Origin of the sequence: Halomonas cerina, from assembly GCF_014192215.1 — a bacterium.
GTDB lineage: Bacteria > Pseudomonadota > Gammaproteobacteria > Pseudomonadales > Halomonadaceae > Halomonas > Halomonas cerina.
In genome coordinates this window covers 85,650-103,539 of record NZ_JACHXP010000014.1, presented here as the reverse complement: position 1 = coordinate 103,539, position 17,890 = coordinate 85,650, and the positions used below count along the sequence as shown (strand labels likewise).

13 protein-coding genes are annotated in these 17,890 nt (G+C 66.1%); 4 read left to right on the top strand and 9 right to left on the bottom strand.

The window, feature by feature from the left end; genetic code table 11:
• Positions 1-202: 202 nt before the first annotated feature.
• Positions 203-1,363, bottom strand: coding sequence for a 4-phosphoerythronate dehydrogenase PdxB (gene pdxB, locus FHR94_RS13950; RefSeq protein WP_183326334.1), 1,161 nt, complete (start codon positions 1,361-1,363; stop codon positions 203-205).
• Positions 1,364-1,643: 280 nt separating this feature from the next.
• On the opposite strand from pdxB, the gene FHR94_RS13945 reads away from it, so the two are divergent.
• Entirely contained in the window at positions 1,644-1,925 is a 282-nt protein-coding gene (locus FHR94_RS13945) for a hypothetical protein (RefSeq protein ID WP_183326333.1), read from the top strand.
• A 40-nt stretch (positions 1,926-1,965) separates the two neighbouring features.
• Here FHR94_RS13945 and FHR94_RS13940 read toward each other — a convergent pair whose 3' ends face one another.
• The gene (locus FHR94_RS13940; protein WP_183326332.1) at positions 1,966-2,322 is read right to left on the bottom strand and encodes a glutaredoxin family protein; all 357 of its coding nucleotides are present in this window, start codon (positions 2,320-2,322) and stop codon (positions 1,966-1,968) included.
• Positions 2,319-4,508: a bifunctional 23S rRNA (guanine(2069)-N(7))-methyltransferase RlmK/23S rRNA (guanine(2445)-N(2))-methyltransferase RlmL gene (rlmKL, locus tag FHR94_RS13935; protein ID WP_183326331.1), complete on the bottom strand. Its 2,190-nt coding sequence runs from the start codon at positions 4,506-4,508 to the stop codon at positions 2,319-2,321. Before rlmKL ends, FHR94_RS13940 begins: the two co-directional genes overlap by 4 nt.
• Positions 4,509-4,777: 269 nt before the next feature.
• On the opposite strand from rlmKL, the gene rmf reads away from it, so the two are divergent.
• On the top strand, positions 4,778-4,984 hold the full coding sequence (rmf, locus tag FHR94_RS13930; RefSeq protein WP_183326330.1) for a ribosome modulation factor: 207 nt from the start codon (positions 4,778-4,780) through the stop codon (positions 4,982-4,984).
• 94 nt (positions 4,985-5,078) lie between these two features.
• On the opposite strand, the gene FHR94_RS13925 is transcribed toward rmf, so the two are convergent.
• Positions 5,079-6,104, bottom strand: coding sequence for a quinone-dependent dihydroorotate dehydrogenase (locus FHR94_RS13925; protein WP_183326329.1), 1,026 nt, complete (start codon positions 6,102-6,104; stop codon positions 5,079-5,081).
• A gap of 252 nt (positions 6,105-6,356) precedes the next feature.
• On the opposite strand from FHR94_RS13925, the gene mgtE reads away from it, so the two are divergent.
• On the top strand, positions 6,357-7,709 hold the full coding sequence (gene mgtE / locus FHR94_RS13920; protein ID WP_183326328.1) for a magnesium transporter: 1,353 nt from the start codon (positions 6,357-6,359) through the stop codon (positions 7,707-7,709).
• A gap of 63 nt (positions 7,710-7,772) precedes the next feature.
• On the opposite strand, the gene FHR94_RS13915 is transcribed toward mgtE, so the two are convergent.
• The 4 genes from FHR94_RS13915 to FHR94_RS13900 all read right to left on the bottom strand — a co-directional run bounded on the left by FHR94_RS13915 (position 7,773) and on the right by FHR94_RS13900 (position 15,483).
• Positions 7,773-12,614: an NAD-glutamate dehydrogenase gene (locus tag FHR94_RS13915; protein ID WP_183326327.1), complete on the bottom strand. Its 4,842-nt coding sequence runs from the start codon at positions 12,612-12,614 to the stop codon at positions 7,773-7,775.
• Positions 12,615-12,802: 188 nt separating this feature from the next.
• A complete protein-coding gene (gene trmA, locus FHR94_RS13910; RefSeq protein WP_183326326.1) occupies positions 12,803-13,909 on the bottom strand; it encodes a tRNA (uridine(54)-C5)-methyltransferase TrmA in 1,107 nt (368 codons plus the stop codon).
• An 84-nt stretch (positions 13,910-13,993) separates the two neighbouring features.
• Entirely contained in the window at positions 13,994-14,773 is a 780-nt protein-coding gene (gene murI / locus FHR94_RS13905; protein WP_183326325.1) for a glutamate racemase, read from the bottom strand.
• A gap of 164 nt (positions 14,774-14,937) precedes the next feature.
• On the bottom strand, positions 14,938-15,483 hold the full coding sequence (locus tag FHR94_RS13900) for a hemerythrin domain-containing protein (RefSeq protein ID WP_183326339.1): 546 nt from the start codon (positions 15,481-15,483) through the stop codon (positions 14,938-14,940).
• 215 nt (positions 15,484-15,698) lie between these two features.
• Here FHR94_RS13900 and FHR94_RS13895 point away from each other — a divergent pair, with 215 nt between their 5' ends.
• A complete protein-coding gene (locus tag FHR94_RS13895; protein ID WP_183326324.1) occupies positions 15,699-17,039 on the top strand; it encodes a replication-associated recombination protein A in 1,341 nt (446 codons plus the stop codon).
• Between the two features lie 192 nt (positions 17,040-17,231).
• Here the strand turns inward: FHR94_RS13895 and lolA are convergent, their stop codons facing one another.
• A complete protein-coding gene (gene lolA / locus FHR94_RS13890) occupies positions 17,232-17,861 on the bottom strand; it encodes an outer membrane lipoprotein periplasmic chaperone LolA (protein WP_183326338.1) in 630 nt (209 codons plus the stop codon).
• Between the last annotated feature and the right edge of the window lie 29 nt (positions 17,862-17,890).

Genomic DNA, 17,890 nt, shown 5'->3' with positions numbered 1-17,890 from the left:
TGCGGGCTGCGGGCTGCGGGCTGCGGGCTGCGGGCTGCGGGCTGCGGGCTGCGGGCTGCGGGCTGCGGGCTGCGGGCTGCGGGCAGTCTCCGTGAAACTCAAGCCTGCTGCCAACCGCTCGAGGCCCGAATCTCGTGGCCCGAATCTCGTGGCTCGTGGCTCGTGGCTCGTGGCTCGTGGCTCGTGGCTCGTGGCTCGTGGCTCAAGCCAACGATAGGCGGAAACCGGCCCCCTCGAGCACCGGCCCCAGCTCCTCGGCCCCCGGGCGCAGCGTCACCTCCAGGGTCGAGAACTCTCGGCGTAGTGGATAGCGGGTCCGACAAGCATCGAAGCCCTTGGCCAGCCCTTGGCGGCGGGTCTCACGCCACAGGCTGTCGTGGTCGCGGCGCACGTCGTAGACGGCGCGCATGCACAGACGCAGGGCTTCCTCGGTGGCCAGGCCGTCGTCCAGGGTAAGGGCCGGCAAGGCAGGGGCGGGCGCCAGGTCCGCCAGGGTCAATCGCGCCGGCAGCCCGACATGCCGGGCCAGGGCCCGATAGATGTGATGGGTGCCACGCAATTTGCCGTCCAGGCTGTAGCCGGCGATATGCGGCGTGGCAATCTCGGCCAGGTCACGCAGGGCGGCGTCGATGGCCGGCTCTTCCTCCCAGACGTCCAACACGGCGGTCAGGTCCCCCCGCCCGGCCAGTCGCTGGCGCAGCGCCGCCCCGTCCACGCAGTCACCGCGCCCGGCATTGAGCAGCACGGTCTCCGGCGCCAGTTCGGCGAGGCGCCTGGCATCCAGCAGGTGATGGGTAGCGTGGGGCCCCTCATGCACCAGCGGCGTGTGCAGGCAGAGCACGTCGCAATCCGCGATCAGGGTATCGAGATCATGGAAGCCATCGCTTCTCTCCGCTGCGGCCCGTGGTGGATCACAGGCCAGGCACTCGATGTCCAACGCTTGTAGGCGGCCCAGCAGGCGACCGCCCACATTGCCCACCCCGACGATGCCGACCCGTCGCTCGGCGAGTCGCCAGCCCTGGCGCTCCGCCAGGGTCGAGAGGCTTCCCAGGACATAGTCCACCACCGCCTCGGCGTTGCAGCCCGGGGCACTGACGAAGGCGATCCCGTGGTGCGCAAGTGCCGCCTGGTCGACATGGTCGGTGCCGATGGTGCAAGTACCGACGAAGCGTAGCCGCGAGCCGGCCTGCAGGGCAGCCTCGATCAGCGAGGCATCGAGGCGGGTGATGGAGCGGATCACCAGGGCATCGGCATCCCGCAGCGTGTGCACGTCGATCTCGCGACCCGGCACCGAGACGACCTCGCCCAGGGACCCGAAGCAGGCCTCGGCGGTGGGGACATTGGCATCGACGATGATTCTCATGTGATGACTCCTGATGCGTAGGGATCAGGGCTATCGCAGTTAGGGGCTGATCCGTCGACAGGTCTGCGAGGGGGCGCTATGAACCCCTCCCTGGGCGCTACCGACGCCATCCATGGCGTAGGACCCCCTCTTCGACCTGTCCCCGGCGCCCCTCGCTAGACCCAACTGCAATTGTCCTGGGTAGGGATAACATGGCTTGTCCGGGCAGCGTGAGCGCTTACAATAGGCGCCAGCACCGAAGCGCCGCCCTACTGGCGGCGCCTGCCGACAGGGAGCCGCCGTGATCGTCCGCTGGGAAACCGACCATGACTATGTGCTGGTGCATGTGCACCAGGACATGTTCGGCGACTGGATCTTCAGCCGCGCCTGGGGGCAGATCGGCACCCAGTTCGGCGGCCTTAAGCACCAGCTCGCCGACACCCATGACCAGGCCAGGATGTGGCTGGACGACGAGGCCACCATCCAGGCCTCCCGGGGCTTCCACAAGGTGCTGGAGGTGGACGACCACAGTCCCGAGGGGCGCGACGCCGTCCGCCAGCTCTCGCTGCTGGACGCGCTGTAGCGCCCAGCGCGCAATAGGATGCCGGTCCGGCGCCTGATCATCATCCCAGGTAGCGCCGCCCGCCGCGCCGCGTCGCGCCCCTTGCCGGCTCTGGCTCGCCCGCTACCACCTCCTCGCCGAGCGGCCGCTGCAACCGATGCCAGGCCGCCTCGTCCCGCCAGCCCCGCGCCGCCAGCCACCCGGCCAGGCGCTCGGGCATAAAGCCCCGCTCCAGCTCATCGCCCCGGGCATCCACCAGCACCGGGATGCGCACCCCGTAGCGCTCGACCAGGCCATCGTCCTCGCTGATCTCGATTCTGTCCAGGCGATACTCGACGGCCATCAGGGTGGCCAGCAGCGCCTCGAGCTGCTCGCAGAGATGACAGCCCAGGGTGGTATAGAGCCTCAGCCGGATCATGCGCCCTCCCGGTGTCGAATCAGAAATACATGATGGAGGCTTGGGCGTCGGCTGAAATCCGGGTCGAAGGTCTTCGCCGAGATCTCCTCGACCCAGAACTCGGCCGTCAGGTCCTCGTCGAGGCAAAAGCGCCGCTGGTTGTTGGAGAACACCAGGGTGCCGCCCGGTGCCAGCCGGGCCATGGCCAGGCGTACCAGGCGGCCGTGGTCGCGCTGCACGTCCAGGGTGCCGTCCATCCGCTTGGAGTTGGAGAAGGTCGGCGGGTCCATGAAGATCAGGTCGAACTGGCCGCCGGCGGTCTCCAGCCAGTGCTGGCAGTCGTCACGGACCACGCGGTGACGGGACGGATCGAGACGATTCAGAACGAAGTTGTCCCGCGCCCAGTCGAGGTAGGTATTGGAGAGATCGACACTGACGCTGTCGGCCGCGCCTCCCAGCGCCGCCTGCACGGTGGCACTGGCGGTATAGCAGAAGAGGTTCAGGAAGCGCTTACCGGGCGCCATCTCCGCCAACCGGCGCCGCACCGGCCGGTGGTCGAGGAAGAGCCCGGTGTCCAGGTAGTCATGCAGGTTCACCCACAGCCGGGCATGGCCTTCCCTTACCGCGAAGCGCTCGCCGCGGCTCGCCTGCTTCTCGTACTGCCCCTTGCCGGTCTGGCGTTCGCGACGCTTGACCACCACCCGCGCGGGGTCGACGTCCAGTACGTCCGGGATCACCGAGAGCGCATCGAAGAGGCGCTTCTGCGCCTGGGCCGCCTCGACGGAACGGGGCGGGGCATATTCCTGCACATGGACATGGTCGCCATAGACATCGATGGCCAAGGCGTACTCCGGCATGTCGGCGTCATAGAGCCGGTAGCAGGATTCGCCGGAGCGCTTGAGCCACTTCTTCAGCCGCTTGCGGTTCTTGTCCAGCCGGTTGGCGAACATCTGGGCCCCCTCGGAGCGCGGTGCCGACGTCGAAGCCTGCGTCGCCTCGCCGCCGGCCCCGGCCTCGTCCTCCGGGACCTCCATCAGCAGCAGCCGTGCGTCCAGAGGCCCGTTCTTCAGCGAATAGTGCTTGGTGGCTCGCAGGCCGAGGCGGTGGCCGAGGTCCGGGTTGGCGGTGAACATGGCCAACCGCCAGCCGGGAAAGGCGGCCTTCACCCGCTTGCCCAGCTCGCCGTAGAGCCCGACCAGTTCGGGCAACTCACCGAGCCGCTCGCCATAGGGCGGATTGGTGATCACCAGTCCCCGGGTCGTCTCCGACAGCTGTGCCGGTCGCTCGAGCTGGCTTACCCCGGCACCGGTCAGGGTGATCAGGGCCGGGATGCCGGCACGCATGGCATTGGCCTTGGCCGCCGCGAGGGCCGGCGGGCTTCGGTCGAAGCCGAAGAGCCGCGAGCGACAGCGCTTGCGGCCGATGCTCGCCCGGGCCTCGGCCTCGCGCTTGAGCTCGCGCCAGCCGGCCTCGTCATGACCGGCCCAGCCATGGAAACCGAAGCACTCGCGCTGCAGGTTGGGGGCCATGTCGGCGGCCATCATCGCCGCCTCGATCAGCAGCGTGCCGGCCCCGCACAACGGGTCGACCAGCGGCGCGCCCTGACGGGCCAGCTCAGGCCAGCCGGCGCGGATCAGCAGGGCGGCAGCCAGGTTCTCCTTGAGCGGGGCATGGCCCACGTCGCGACGATAGCCGCGCCGATGCAGGCTGTCGCCGGACAGGTCCACCCCCAGCAGCAAGCGCCCCCGATGCAGGTGAGCATAGAGTCGCAGATCCGGCGACCGGGTATCCACGTTCGGTCGCGGCGCGCCCTCCGCCTGCAGGCGATCCACCACGCCATCCTTGACCGTCTGGGCGCCGAAGCGGGTATGACGGATCTGCTCGGAGCGGCCATGGAAGTCAACAGCCAGGCTGCGCCCTGGACCGAGATGCGCCCGCCAGTCGATGGCCGCCGTGGCCGAGCGGACCCGGTCGGGATGCTCGACGCCCTCCTCGCGCACCAGACAGAGGATGACCCGGTTGGCCAGCCGCGACCACAGGCAGATGCGATAGGCGCAGGCCAAGCTGGCCCGAAAGTGGACGCCGGCAACCGTGGTCTTGCCCGGCTCGGCCCCCAGCCTGGCCAGCTCATCGGCCAGCAGCAGTTCGATGCCCTTGGGGCAAGTGGCCAGGAAGGCGAGAGGGACGGAAGCGTGTATATCAGTCATGAGAGGTCCATCGGCATGGTGCCGGGGCGAGTGTTGAGGGTGACGCTCGCGTGAACGCCCTGTTACAAATCGTCGGTCGACAATGGCATGCCAGTTGGGCTATCAATGACTCAGTAGCTACTGAAGAACGCATGCGTTTTTGTTGACGGATCCTGTTTGAGTGCACGGAGGCCACTTGCCTGCTGTCACTTTGCCACGGGAGTCCGGGCATAATGAACTCCGATCTCGAGGTCGAGTTCTTGTCGGTACCTTCATCAAGAGGTAGTCCAATGAAACGACAGAAACGTGATCGCTTCCAGCGTGCCTATGTCCATGGGTACAAGGCAGGTCTCTCGGGTCGTTCCCGCGATGAATGTCCGAGTCAGGATATCAATCTACGCGAGTACTGGATGAGCGGTTGGCGTGAAGGTCGTGGGGATCAATGGGCCGGCATGACAGGGGTCTCCGGCATTCACAAGAACCCCATGGTGGTGTGACCCTTTTTCATACTCGGGCCCATCACCCACCGTCAGACGAACTGGCGATTCTATCAAGCCCATGGCATAGCCATGGGCTTTTTGCGTTTGCCCTTCAGGCCTTGTCACCATGGGCCTTCAGGGCTCGGGCGCACTCCCCCACCAGCGCCGGCCCCCGGTAGATGAACCCCGAATAGAGCTGGACCAGGTCGGCACCGGCCTCGACCTTGGCCACGGCCGTCTCGGCGCTGTCGATGCCCCCCACCCCGATGATGGGCAGCGTAGGCAGGTGGCGGCGCAGCTCACGAACCACCGCATTGGACGGCTCGAACAGCGGACGTCCCGATAGCCCGCCCTGCTCGTCGGCATGAGGAAGTCCGGTCACCGCTTCGCGGGAGACGGTGGTATTGGTGGCGATGACCGCATCGATGCCGTTGTCCGCCAGCGCCCGGGCGACCAGGGCTACCTCGTCCAGCGTCATGTCGGGGGCGATCTTCACCGCCAGGGGCACCCGCCGACCGGCGTCACGATCCAACCGACTGCCTGCCTCGCGCAGCGTTCCCAGCAGCGTATCGAGATGGGCACCGAACTGCAGGTTACGAAGTCCCGGGGTATTCGGCGAGGAGATATTCACCGTCACGTAATGGGCATAGGGATGCACCTTGCCCAGACAGATCAGGTAATCGTCCACGGCCCGCTCCACCGGCGTGGTGAGGTTCTTGCCGATGTTGATCCCGATCACGCCATCGAAACGGACCTGCCTGACGCGCTCGACCAGGTGATCCACGCCGGCATTGTTGAAGCCCATGCGATTGATGATGGCCTCCTGTTCCGGTAAACGAAACAGGCGAGGCCGAGGGTTGCCGTCCTGGGGACGGGGTGTCACCGTCCCTACCTCGACGAAGCCGAAGCCCAACGTGCCCAACGCCTCCAAGTGGTCGGCGTTCTTGTCCAGGCCCGCAGCCAGGCCGACCCGGTTGGGGAACCGCAGACCCATCAGCTCCACCGGGTCCTCGACCCGTTGCCCCCCGACGCATCCCGCCACCCCCAGCCGCTGGGCCAGGTCCAGCGCCGAGAGTGCCACCCCGTGAGCCTTCTCGGCCTCGAGACGAAAGAGCAGCGAACGGGCAAGCGAATACATGGCATCTCCTGGCGGTCTGACGGCGGCTGGAGTATACCAGCGCGCCCGGCGCATGACGACGCATCCCGTCAAGGGATGCGGGGTAGGGGCGAGTCGCGGTGTCGGAGCCTGGCGTGGGACGTGATGGCGGTCGCTGCCGCCTGCCATGAAGTGCCCCTTTTATGGTCTACTTGTCGAGGCAAACGCATGCCTAACGCAGGCCAATGACGAGAACCGTTGTCAGCCTCGACGGCACGACGCCAGGGAGATGAGATGACCGACACCACCGAGACGCTGGAGCACCGCCTGTCGCGGATTCACCTGGCCCTGGAGAAGGAGGAGCTGGAACAGGTCGACGATGTGATCGCCGATCTGGAGCCCGCCGAGGTCGCCCTGCTGCTGGAGTCCATGCCACCTAACGAACGCATCCGCCTCTGGGAGCGCGTGCCCCAGGAAGTGGATGGCGAGGTGCTGCTGCATGTGCATGACGAGGTGCGCAGCACCCTGATCGACGACATGGATCACCACGAGATCGTGGCGGCCACGGCCGGCCTGGATACCGCGGATCTGGCCGAGCTCTTCGAGGACCTGCCCCAGCAGGTGGCCGAGGACATGCTGCGCTCCATGGATGCGCTGCAGCGTAGCCGACTCGAGGAGACCCTCTCCTTCGAGGAGGACAGCGCCGGCCGCCTGATGCGCACCGATACCATTGCCGTGCGCGCGGATGTCAGCCTGGAGACGGTGCAGCGCTTCCTGCGCTGGAAGGAGAGCGTACCCGACAATACCCATACCCTGATGGTGGTGGACCGCAACGGGCGCTTCGTCGGCGTGCTGCCGCTTTCTCGCCTGGTGGCCAGCGATCAGGAGCGGGCCGTGGCCGACCTGATGGACACCGAGGTGGACAGCATCAAGGTGACCATGAAGTCCCGTGACGTGGCGACCCTCTTTCAGACCCACGACCTGGTCTCGGCCCCGGTCGTCGACGAAGACGGTCTGCTGCTGGGCCGCATCGTGATCGACGACATCGTCGACGTGATCCGCGATGACTCCGAGCAAGCGCTGATGAACATGGCCGGCCTGAACGAGGAGGAGGACCTCTTCGCCCCGATCCTGCCCAGCGCCAAGCGCCGGGCGATCTGGCTCGGTATCAACCTGCTCACCGCCTTTCTCGCCGCCTGGGTGATCGGCCGCTTCGAGGCGGCCTTGGACCAACTGGTGGCCTTGGCGGTGCTGATGCCCATCGTCGCCAGCATGGGCGGCATCGCCGGCAGCCAGACCCTGACCCTGGCCATCCGCGGCCTGGCCCTGGGCCAGATCAGTCGCACCAACAGCAATTGGCTGTTGCGCAAGGAGGTCGGGATCTCCGCCCTGAACGGCCTGCTCTGGGCCCTGGTGGTCGCCGTCTTGGCGGTGCTCTGGTTCAAGAACCTGGGCATCGGCCTGGTCATCGCCGTCGCCCTGGTGATCAACATGCTAGCCGCCGGCATCGCCGGCATTCTGATCCCGCTGATGCTCAAGCGTGCCGGGATCGACCCGGCCCTTTCTGGGTCGGTGATCCTGACCACGGTCACCGACGTGATCGGCTTCATGGCCTTCCTGGGCCTGGCCACCCTTTTCCTGCTTTAGGCATGATGGCTTGACCTGCCCCGCCCAGCCGGCGGGGCATCCGAGGCCAGCGACGCGCGACGCTCAGCTCTCCTGGTTGCTCTCGGCCAGGTCCACCAGTTCGCGGACCGCCACGGCAAACAGCGGGAAGCCCCCCTGGCTGCCGCCGCCGACCTCATCCAGCAGACGACACCAGCGTTGGTGCATGCCCTGATGGTACGAAAGCCACTGGTCGACACGTGCCACCGACTCCCAGGGACCGTCCTCCATGCCCAGCACACTTACTGTCAGCGCTAGCTGCTGTCGGTCGATGTCATCACGGAAGGTATCCCGGGCCTGGGCCTGCCAGCTGTCACGGACCTTGAGTTGGGTGATCTGCTGGCTCATCCAGGGCAGCTGCAGGCGATCGCCGATCTCGTAGAAGACCTCGGCCACTCGCTGGGGCTTCTGGTCGGTCTGCAGCGCCGCCTGGATGATCCCCAGTCCCGCGTAGAGGCTGCCGGCGGCAGCCACCGTGGCCGCCAGGCCCTCGGGGACGCCGGCGGCCACCAGTTCCTGACGGCGCGCTTCCCAGGCCTCGCGCTCCTCACCGCGCAGCCGCTTGCCGATCCCTTCCTGCAACTGGGCAAGACGCGGGGCGAAATAGTCGATGGCATCCCGCGTACTCAGGCTGAGGCGATTGCGCAGGAACCAGCGGGTCGCGCGACGCACCATGCGCATCAGGTCCAGCATCATGGCGTACTGAGTGGCACTGGGCACCCGGTTGTCGAGCGCCTCGATCTGCTCCCACAGCCGCGATAGCTGGTAGCTCTCCCGGGCGATGACATAGGCTCGGGCGATATCCGCGCGTCCGGCGCCGGTGGCGTCGAGCAGCCGACGCACGAAGACGATGCCCATGTGGTCCACCAGATCGTTGGCCACCTGGGTCGCCACGATTTCGCGCTTCAGGCGATGGCCGTACATCTCGTCCGGGTAGCGCTCGACCAGCACCTTGGGGAAGATCCGCTCCACGTAGCGGGTAATGGTCGGGTCATCCGGCACCTCCGAGGCGATCAGATCGCCCTTGAGCACGCTCTTGGCGTAGGAGATTAGCACCGAGAGTTCCGGCAGGAACATGCCCTGGTCGTTGCTGGCCCGCTCCATCAGGGCCTCGTCGCTGGGCAGAAACTCCAGCTCGCGATCGATCTGGCCGGCGGCCTCCAGCTCGCTGATGAAGCGCCGGAAGGGGCCGATGCCCTGAGCGCTGAGCTGCTCGGCCAGGTCGATCGCCTGGGTCTGGCGGTAATTGTCGAGCAGCACCAGGTCGGCGACCTCATCGGTCATGTCGGCCAGCAGCTGGTTGCGCTGCTTCTCGGTCATGTCGCCACGCGTGACCACCTCGTCGATGAGGATCTTGATGTTGACCTCATGGTCGGAACAGTTGACCCCGCCGGCGTTGTCGATGAAATCGGTATTCACTCGCACGCCTCTGGCTGCCGCCTCCATGCGCCCGCGCTGGGTCAGGCCCAGGTTGCCGCCTTCGCCGACCACCCGGCACTGGAGTTCTCGACCGTCGATGCGCAGGACGTCGTTGGCCTTGTCCCCCACCTCGGCATCGGTTTCCTCGCTGCTCTTGACGTAGGTGCCGATCCCTCCGTTCCAGATCAGGTCCACCCGCGACTTGAGCATGGCGCGGATCAGGTCGTTGGGCGGCAGGCGGTCCTCCCGGATGCCGAACACCGTCTTCATCTGGCGGGAGATCGGAATCGACTTGGCGCTGCGCTTGAAGATTCCGCCCCCCTCGGAGATGAGCTCGCTGTTGTAGTCCTCCCAGCTCGAACGCGGCATCTCGAACAAGCGCTTGCGCTCGGCGAAGCTGGCTGACGTATCCGGGTCGGGGTCGACGAAGATGTGCAGGTGGTTGAAGGCCCCCACCAGACGGATCTGGTCGGACAGCAGCATGCCATTGCCGAAGACGTCACCGGCCATGTCACCGATGCCCAGCACGCTGAACTCGTCCTGCTGGGTGTTCACGCCCAGGCCCCGGAAATGGCGCTTGACCGACTCCCAGGCGCCCTTGGCGGTGATCCCCATCTTCTTGTGGTCGTAGCCGTTGGCGCCACCGGAGGCGAAGGCATCACCGAGCCAGTGGTTGTATTCGGCGGAGATCTCGTTGGCGATGTCGGAGAAGGTCGCGGTGCCCTTGTCGGCGGCCACGACCAGGTAGATGTCGTCATCGTCATGCCGCACCACGTCGCGGGGCGGCACGATTTCACCCCCGACCAGGTTATCGGTGACATCGAGCAGGGCACGGATAAAGGTGCGGTAGCAGGCGATGCCCTCCTGCTGCAGGTCATCACGATTGCCGGTCTCGGGCAGGCGCTTGCAGACGAAGCCGCCCTTGGCGCCCACCGGCACGATCACCGCGTTCTTGACCTGCTGGGCCTTGACCAGGCCCAGCACCTCGGTACGGAAGTCCTCGTGACGGTCGGACCAGCGCAGCCCGCCCCGGGCGACCTTGCCGCCCCGCAGGTGCACGCCCTCGAGCCGCGGCGAGCAGACGAAGATCTCGTAGACCGGACGCGGCTTGGGCATGCCGGTCACCTTCGAGGGCTGCATCTTGATGGCGATATAGTCCTTGTGACGCCCCTGCTCGTCGCACTGGTAATAGTTGGTGCGCAACGTGGCCAGGATCAATTCCACATAGCGGCGCAGCAGCTGGTCGTCGTTGAGGCTCGCCACTTCGTCGAGCAGTGACTGGATGCGCGACTGGCAGGCCTCGACCGCATCGGGGTCGGAGCTCTCGGCAGGGTCGAAGCGCAGCTCGAAGAGGGTCACCAGCTCGCGGGTGATCTCGCGATGGTTGACCAGGGTGGTGGCGATATAGTCCTGGGACATGCCGAAGCGGATCTGCTTCAGGTAGCGGGCGTAGGCCCGCAGCATGGCCACTTCGCGCCAGTCGAGGGTAGCGCCGATGATCAGCCGGTTGAAGGGGTCGTTGTCGGCCTCGCCCACCCAGATACGCCGGAAGGCCTCGATGAAGGGGTCACGCATCTCCTGGAGGTTGACCTCGGTACTGGTATGGTGCTCCAGATCGAAGTCGTGGATCCAGTAGGTCGCGTCGCGGGCCTGCACCTCGTAGGGACGTTCGCCGATCACCCGCAGGCCGAGATTCTCCATCATCGGCAGGACATCGGAGAGCGGGATCGGTGCATCACGATGGAAGAGCTTGATATTGACGCCGCTGCCCTCCTCCTCGACCAGGCGATAGAGCGTCAGGGCGATAGGCGCCCCTTTGTCCAGCTCGCCGATGTGCTCCAGGTCGAAGACCGCCGAACGGGCACTGAAGTCATCCCGATAGCTCGCCGAGAAGGCATCGCGGAAGCGTGACATCAGCAGGTTGGCTTGCTCCTCCCCGAAGGCCTCGATGGCGGCACCGTGCATGTCGTCGCGCCAGTTGCGGGCCAGCCGGGCCAGCTTGCCCTCCAGGCGCTTGAGGTCATATGACACGGGCCTGTCGCCCTTGAAGCGCAGGATGAACTGGATACGCGCCAATACCGACTCCGAGAGATAGGTATTGAAGTCCCCGAAGGTCGCGTCGAGTTCCTCGCAAAGCAGGTCCTGGATGCGCAGCCGCAACTCGGTGGAGAAGACATCGCGCGGCACGAAGGCCAGGCAGGAATAGAACCGGCCGGAGCGATCCTCGCGGATGAACAGCCGCACCCGGCGACGCTCACGGACATCCAGGATGCCCAGTGCCGTCTGGGTCAGCTCGTCGATATCGATCTGGAAGAGGTCATCACGCGGGTAGACCTCGAGGATATGCATCAGCTGCTTGCCGTTGTGCCCCTTGGGATTGAAGCCGGCCTTGTCGATCACCCTCTGCAGCTTACGGCGCAGGATCGGCACGTTGCGCGGCGACTCATTGTAGACACTGGAGGTAAACAGCCCCAGGAAGCGACGTTCACCGATCACCTTGCCCTGATCGTCGTAGCGGTCGATGGAGATGTAGTCGGGGTAGGTCGGGCGGTGCACCCGGGCATGGTGGGCGCTCTTGGCGAACGACAGCAGTTGGGGCACCAGCACATAATGGTCGCCCTCGACCCCGATATCGGTGCGGATACGCTCCTGGTAGCGCGGCTGATCGAGGCGAAAGACCCCCAGCTCGCTGCCGGGCACCTTGTCGAGGGACTGCCGGTCACCCTCCTGCCTGACCTCGTACTCGTCATAGCCCAGAAAGGTGAAGTTGTCATGAAACAGCCACTCGATGAAGGCGATGGCTTCACGGTGATCCTCGTTGTCGATCGACGGCGGGCAGCAGCCCTGTATCTCCTCAAGGGCCTCCCGGGCCTTGTCGCGCATCGACTCGAAATCGGCCACCGCCGTGCGCACGTCACGCAGCACCTCCTGCAGACTGTCTTCGATCTCCGCCAACTCGTCGGGGTCGGAGTGGCGATCCACCTCGATGGCAATCAGTGACTCCCGGGCCTCGGGCGCACCGGATTCACCGGGCGAAGCGACCCGCTCCAGGCGATGCTGGTCGTCACGGGCCACCGCCAGCACCGAATTGTGGATGGCATGCACGGTCATGCCGCGACGGTTGAGCTCGATACGCACCGAGTCGACCAGGAAGGGCATGTCAGGATGCAGCACGGCGACGAAGGTGTGGGTCGACTGCCAGCCATGTTCCTCGAAACTGGGGTTGAAGACTCGCACCTTGGGCGCCTCGGGATCGAGTTGCTGAAGGAAGTGCCACACCGACAGGGTGGCCCCGTAGAGGTCGTCGAGCCGGCGATCGGTGAGATCCTCCAGCGGAACGGCCGCATAGAAGTAGCGGGCGAAGGCATTCACCTGCTCGGCCTTGTCCTGCTCCAGCCGGCTTTCCAGCCGCTGCCGGAGCTGCTTGAAGAGGTCCTGACGAGCTTCTTCCTGTGCGACGTGTTGCATCCATCACCTCGGCTGCCAGCGGCCGCGATTCTCGGCGGCCGGAAAACGTATCGTGAGGCCTCCTGGCCTCGTAGGCCTGAACTTACGCCTATTTCTCCCGCCCCTACAGCGACTTGCCCTTTCGCTCATGGTGCATGTCATTTGCGCATCATCTCTTGACGGCCGGTCCTGGGCCTCGGCGATGCCGCTCAGGTCCGCCTCTCGAGCAGCACCCCGCACTCGCAATGGGGGGTCCAGGGAAACTGGTCGAACAGGGCGAAACGGGTCACCGTATGGGTCTGCGTCAACGTCTCGAGATTATGCACCAGCGTCTCGGGGCTGCATGAAATATAGACGATACGCTCATATTCGCAGAGCTGGCGACAACTCTGCTCGTCCAGGCCGGCCCGGGGAGGGTCCACCAGCACGGTGGAGAAATCGTAGTCATCGAGGGCCATCTCGGCCACGCGCCGCCCCTGCTTCTGCCCCTTGAGCGCCAGGGCAAACTCCTCGGCGGACATGCGTCCCACCTCGGCATTGTCGATGTGATTGGCGGCCAAGTTCTTCCGGGCACTGGCCACGGAGGTCCGGGAGATCTCGGTGGCCAGCACGCGACGAAAATTCTCGGCCAGGGCGATGGTGAAGTTGCCGTTGCCGCAGTAGAGCTCCACCAGATCCCGGTCCTGGCTGCCACGGGTCACGTTACGGGCCCAGCCCAGCATGTCGCGGCAGATCTCGGCATTGGGCTGAGTGAAGCTGTTTTCCACCTGCTGGTAGACGAAGTCGCGACCATCGACGGCCAGGCACTCCCAGACGTGGTCACGGGTCAGCACCCGGCGCTGCTTGCGGGCTCGGCCGATGATCATGATATCCAGTGCCGCTTCCAGGGCGCGCGCCTCGACCTCCCAGGCGTCGTCCAGCGGGCGATGGTAGATCAGGGTAACCAGTGCCTCCCCGGAGAGCGTGGTGAGAAACTCCACCTGGAAGAGGCGATGGCGCAGCACGGGATTGTCACGCAAACGTTCGCGCAGCCGCGGCATCAGCGCGTTAATCCGGCGGCTGGCTACCGGATACGCCTCCAGGCGCACCACCGTCTTCTGCCGGGGATCCTCTGGGTCGACCTCGAACATGGCGTAGAAGAGATCATCGCCCTCGTGCCAGACCCGGAACTCGCAGCGCTGGCGATAGTGGCTCGGCGGCGACGGAAAGATTTCCAGAGGTGGGGGAGAGAACCGGGCGAAATCATGCTCGAGGCGAGCACGCTTGGCCTTGAGCTGTTCATCATAGCGGACGGGGTCGACGACGGGGATGGCCACGGCGGCTCCTGTAAGGGACATGGGAAAGCAGCGAGCAGTGAAAGCCTCAGCGGCGACGAGACGCGCCAACGAGGGGAAACGGCGTCAGCCCACCGGCAACGGTTTGGGCGAGGCGAAGCCGAAGGCGGCCAGCCCCCGCGCCAGGCGCGTATCGGGGGCGGTGGCGAAGCTCGCCCCCGGCCCGCCACGCAGGGCGGGATCGGCCACCACCTGGGCGGTCCGACGGGCGATGGCCTCGCCGGAATCGACCCACTGCCAGGCCGGAGGGGAGACCTCGGCCAGCGCCTCTCGCAGCAGCGGGAAGTGGGTACAGCCGAGCACCACGGTATCCAGCTGCGGGTCATCCCGCAGCGGGGCCAGGGCACGTCGCAGGACCCTTCTGTCGGGAGGCTCGCCGGCCACGAGGCGCTCGGCCTCGTTCACCAGGACGTCGGCGGCGACCCGCAGCACTCGGCAGTCCGCGGCGAACTCGCGGATCAGCCCCAGGGTGTAGGGGCGCGCCACGGTCGCCCTGGTGGCCAGCAGGCCGATATGCCGACTACGGCTAAGGCGTGCCGCCGGCTTGATGGCCGGTACGGTGCCGACCACGGGGATCCTTAGCCGTGCCCTGAGGGCCGCCAAGGCCAAGGTGCTGGCCGTATTGCAGGCCACCACCAGGGCGGACGCCCCGCTGGCCAACACGGCCGCTTCGCAGACGGCCAGGATGCGGGCCACCAGCCAGTCATCCTCGCGGATGCCGTAGGGCAGCATGGCGTTGTCGCAGGCATAGGCCAGGGCCACTCCCGGCAGGTGGTGGCACAAGGCTCCGACCATCGACAGGCCACCCACGCCGGAATCGAAGACCAGCACCGGGCCCCGAGGCATCACCCACCCCTCTCGAGATCGACCCTCGCCCAGGGGGCGAGGGTCGAAGGGTCGGCAACAGGCGGCTTCGCGGACATCGGATCGACTCTTGGCAAACACACGCGAGGTATTCTACCTCACGTCGCCAGCGACCCGAAGCCGTCAGCCCCCTTCAGGCCACGCGCTCAGGTGACGGGTTCCGGGGCGTCACGCAGCTCGGCATAGAGCTCGGGGTAGGCCTCCTGCAGACGCTCGAGCTTCTCGGTGGTCCCGTCCGGCAAGGCCTCTGCGAGGCGTTGAAGGTCCTGATCATCGAAGTGTTCGCGGATCAGCGGAAAGAGCAGCTCACGCTCGTCTCTCAGGTAGGCGCGGTGACTATCGACATAGGCCTTGAGGTCGTCGGCGAAGCGGTCCATCGGCACCACCGAGTCCATGAGGATCATGTCGAGGTCGCCGGAGAGTCGCTTGAGCTTGGCCTTAAGGGCACGATAGTCCTTGGCCAGGCGTTCGGTGACTTCCACGCTCGAAGGATCCAACTCCTTGAGGCGCTCGGTGCAGACCTTCTCCAGAGGCCGGGTGAAGCCATCCTGATAGTCGAGGATATAGTCCACGACCTCCCTGACCAACTGGAAGTTGGGACGCTCGCCGCTTGCCAGGGTCTTCTGCTTGAGTTGCAGGACGTGCAGCATTCGCGCCATGTTGGCGTGATCCTGACGCAGCTGATGCAGCATGGGCATGGCAGTGGCCTCCTCTGCTAGGTCGTGCTGAATGGAAGGCATCCTATTTGGACTGGCCTCCGGGGGCAAGGTTCAGTGACGGATAGCGGTGCGTATCGCTGGTGGCTGGTCTCAAGCTAGCCGTTGTCGGCGAATCCCGCCTGTCGTCCAAGGTCGTATGGCCTGTGAGACAATGCCACACTCTGCCCCCATCAGCGAAGGAGTCAGCCATGGACCTGTTGCAGCAGGCCACACTCGATGACACCGCTCCCCTGGCCTGGCGCATGCGCCCGCGCTGCCTCGAAGAGTATGTCGGCCAGCAGGCCCTGATGGCGCCCGGCAAGCCACTCCAGCGCATGGCCGAGAGCGGCGTAGTGCGTTCGATGATCCTCTGGGGCCCACCGGGCAGCGGCAAGACCACCCTGGCCGAGTTGCTGGCCGAGGCGTCCGGCGCCCACCTGGAACACCTTTCGGCGGTGATGGCCGGCGTCAAGGAGATCCGTGCCGTGGTGGAGCGGGCGCGGACTCTCAAGCCACAGGGCCAGGCGACCCTGCTGTTCCTCGACGAGATTCATCGGCTCAACAAGAGCCAGCAGGATGCCCTGCTGCCTCATGTGGAATCGGGCCTGATCACGCTGATCGGCGCCACCACCGAAAATCCCTCCTTCGAGGTCAATTCGGCGCTGCTCTCCCGGGCCCGGGTGCATGTGCTCAAGACGCTCGGCGAGGCGGAGTTGGTCGAGGTGCTACGACGGGCACTGGCGGATCCGGCGCGCGGCCTGGGCCACCGCCGGATCCAGGTGACCGATGAGGTGCTGGGCCTGCTGGCACGGGCGGCAGCCGGCGATGCTCGCCGGGCCCTGGGGCTGCTGGAGACCGCCTGTGACTTCACCGTGCCTGGCGAGAACGGTGGCGAAATCCTGCCCCGTCAGGCCCTGGAGAACGTGCTGGGTCACCAGGCCAGCGCCTTCGACAAGCAGGGCGACCACTACTACGACCTGCTCTCGGCGATCCACAAGTCGGTGCGTTCCTCACGCCCGGATGCCGCCCTGCTCTACATCGCCCGCTTCGTACAGGGTGGCGGCGATCCGCTGGACGTGATCCGACGCCTGGCCGCCATCGCCTCCGAGGACGTGGGCAACGCCGACCCACGTGCCCTGCCGCTGGTAATGGCGGCCTGGGACGCCTACCGGCGCCTGGGGGACTACGAAGGCCAGCGGGCCATCGCCCATGCCGCCATTCACCTGGCGGTGGCGCCCAAGAGCAACGCCATCGACCAGGCCTGGAAGCGCGCCAAAGCTTTCGCCGCCGCCCAGCCACGCCTCGAGGTGCCCATCTACCTGCGTAATGCCCCGACGCGGCTGATGGAATCCCTGGGCCATGGTCAGGGTTACCGCTATGCGCATCACGAACCCCACGGCTACCCGGCGGGCCGTGCTCATGACTGCTGGCCGGAAGAGCTTCCCCACGAGGCCCTCTACCGGCCCACGGAATATGGCCAGGAGAAGCGCTACGGGCAGTTGATGGCGTGGCGGGAGCAGCTCGATAGCGAGGCGGATAGCGGCGCGTAGGGCCAAGGGCCAAGGGCCAAGGGCCAAGGGCCAAGGGCCAAGCAGAGGCTGGCTTGAAGCGAACGAGTAGCAAGTAAAAATAAACCCCACCAGGAGGTTAACCCGGTGGGGTTTCATGTTCTCTACCTCGCTACCCGTCGCCCGTCGCCCGTCGCCCGTCACCGGGCAGCTTGGCGCTTTCAGCTCGGCGCTTCATTGCATCTCGCGGATCACGTCGGTGCCTTGGGGCGGCTCGAAGCGAAAACGCGCCTCCGGCACGGCCACGTTCTGCTGCACGTCGTCGAACTCGATACCGGTGCGTTGGCCGGTGCTGTCGGTCATCTGCAGGAAGTGCAGCCGCTCGCCCCGGAAGGACATCTTCAACTCCTCGAACAGGGTGTCCGGGTCCTTGGGTGTCAGCGTGAAGGTCTCGGTAGCCCCCTGCTGGGCCCGAGTCACGTCATAGCTGGCGGTCAACTCGTCGGCGCTGCCGGAGAGCAGCAGGGCCGGGGTATGGGTCACCCGCTGGTCCAGGGCCTGTACCGTGGCCTGCTCGAGGTCAGGATCGTAGAGGATGACCTCTTCGCCATCGGACACCACCAGCTGCTGATAGGGGGCATCCACTTCCCAGCGGAAGCGCCCGGGCCGGGATAGCCACATGCGTCCGCTCGCCTCCTGGAGGCGCTGGCCACTGCCGTCGAGGATCTGCTGCTCGAAATCCGCCACATAGGTCTGTACGGGCTTGAGCATGCGGGTCAGACGCTCGGCACCCTCACTGGCCAGGGCCGTGACCGGCATGGTCACCAGCAGCGCCAGGGCGGCGAGGGGCTTCTTCACTGTCATCATCGGTATCTCCCTGAACGGTCCATCCT

Excerpts from the sequence above, each read along its gene's own strand:
- mgtE (WP_183326328.1), top strand. The coding sequence starts at position 6,357 with ATGACCGACACCACCGAGACGCTGGAGCACCGCCTGTCGCGGATTCAC.
- FHR94_RS13925 (WP_183326329.1), bottom strand. The coding sequence starts at position 6,104 with ATGTATTCGCTTGCCCGTTCGCTGCTCTTTCGTCTCGAGGCCGAGAAG.
- FHR94_RS13895 (WP_183326324.1), top strand. The coding sequence starts at position 15,699 with ATGGACCTGTTGCAGCAGGCCACACTCGATGACACCGCTCCCCTGGCC.
- pdxB (WP_183326334.1), bottom strand. The coding sequence starts at position 1,363 with ATGAGAATCATCGTCGATGCCAATGTCCCCACCGCCGAGGCCTGCTTC.
- FHR94_RS13915 (WP_183326327.1), bottom strand. The coding sequence starts at position 12,614 with ATGCAACACGTCGCACAGGAAGAAGCTCGTCAGGACCTCTTCAAGCAG.
- FHR94_RS13900 (WP_183326339.1), bottom strand. The coding sequence starts at position 15,483 with ATGCTGCATCAGCTGCGTCAGGATCACGCCAACATGGCGCGAATGCTG.
- rmf (WP_183326330.1), top strand. The coding sequence starts at position 4,778 with ATGAAACGACAGAAACGTGATCGCTTCCAGCGTGCCTATGTCCATGGG.
- rlmKL (WP_183326331.1), bottom strand. The coding sequence starts at position 4,508 with ATGACTGATATACACGCTTCCGTCCCTCTCGCCTTCCTGGCCACTTGC.
- FHR94_RS13940 (WP_183326332.1), bottom strand. The coding sequence starts at position 2,322 with ATGATCCGGCTGAGGCTCTATACCACCCTGGGCTGTCATCTCTGCGAG.
- murI (WP_183326325.1), bottom strand. The coding sequence starts at position 14,773 with ATGCCTCGGGGCCCGGTGCTGGTCTTCGATTCCGGCGTGGGTGGCCTG.
- lolA (WP_183326338.1), bottom strand. The coding sequence starts at position 17,861 with ATGACAGTGAAGAAGCCCCTCGCCGCCCTGGCGCTGCTGGTGACCATG.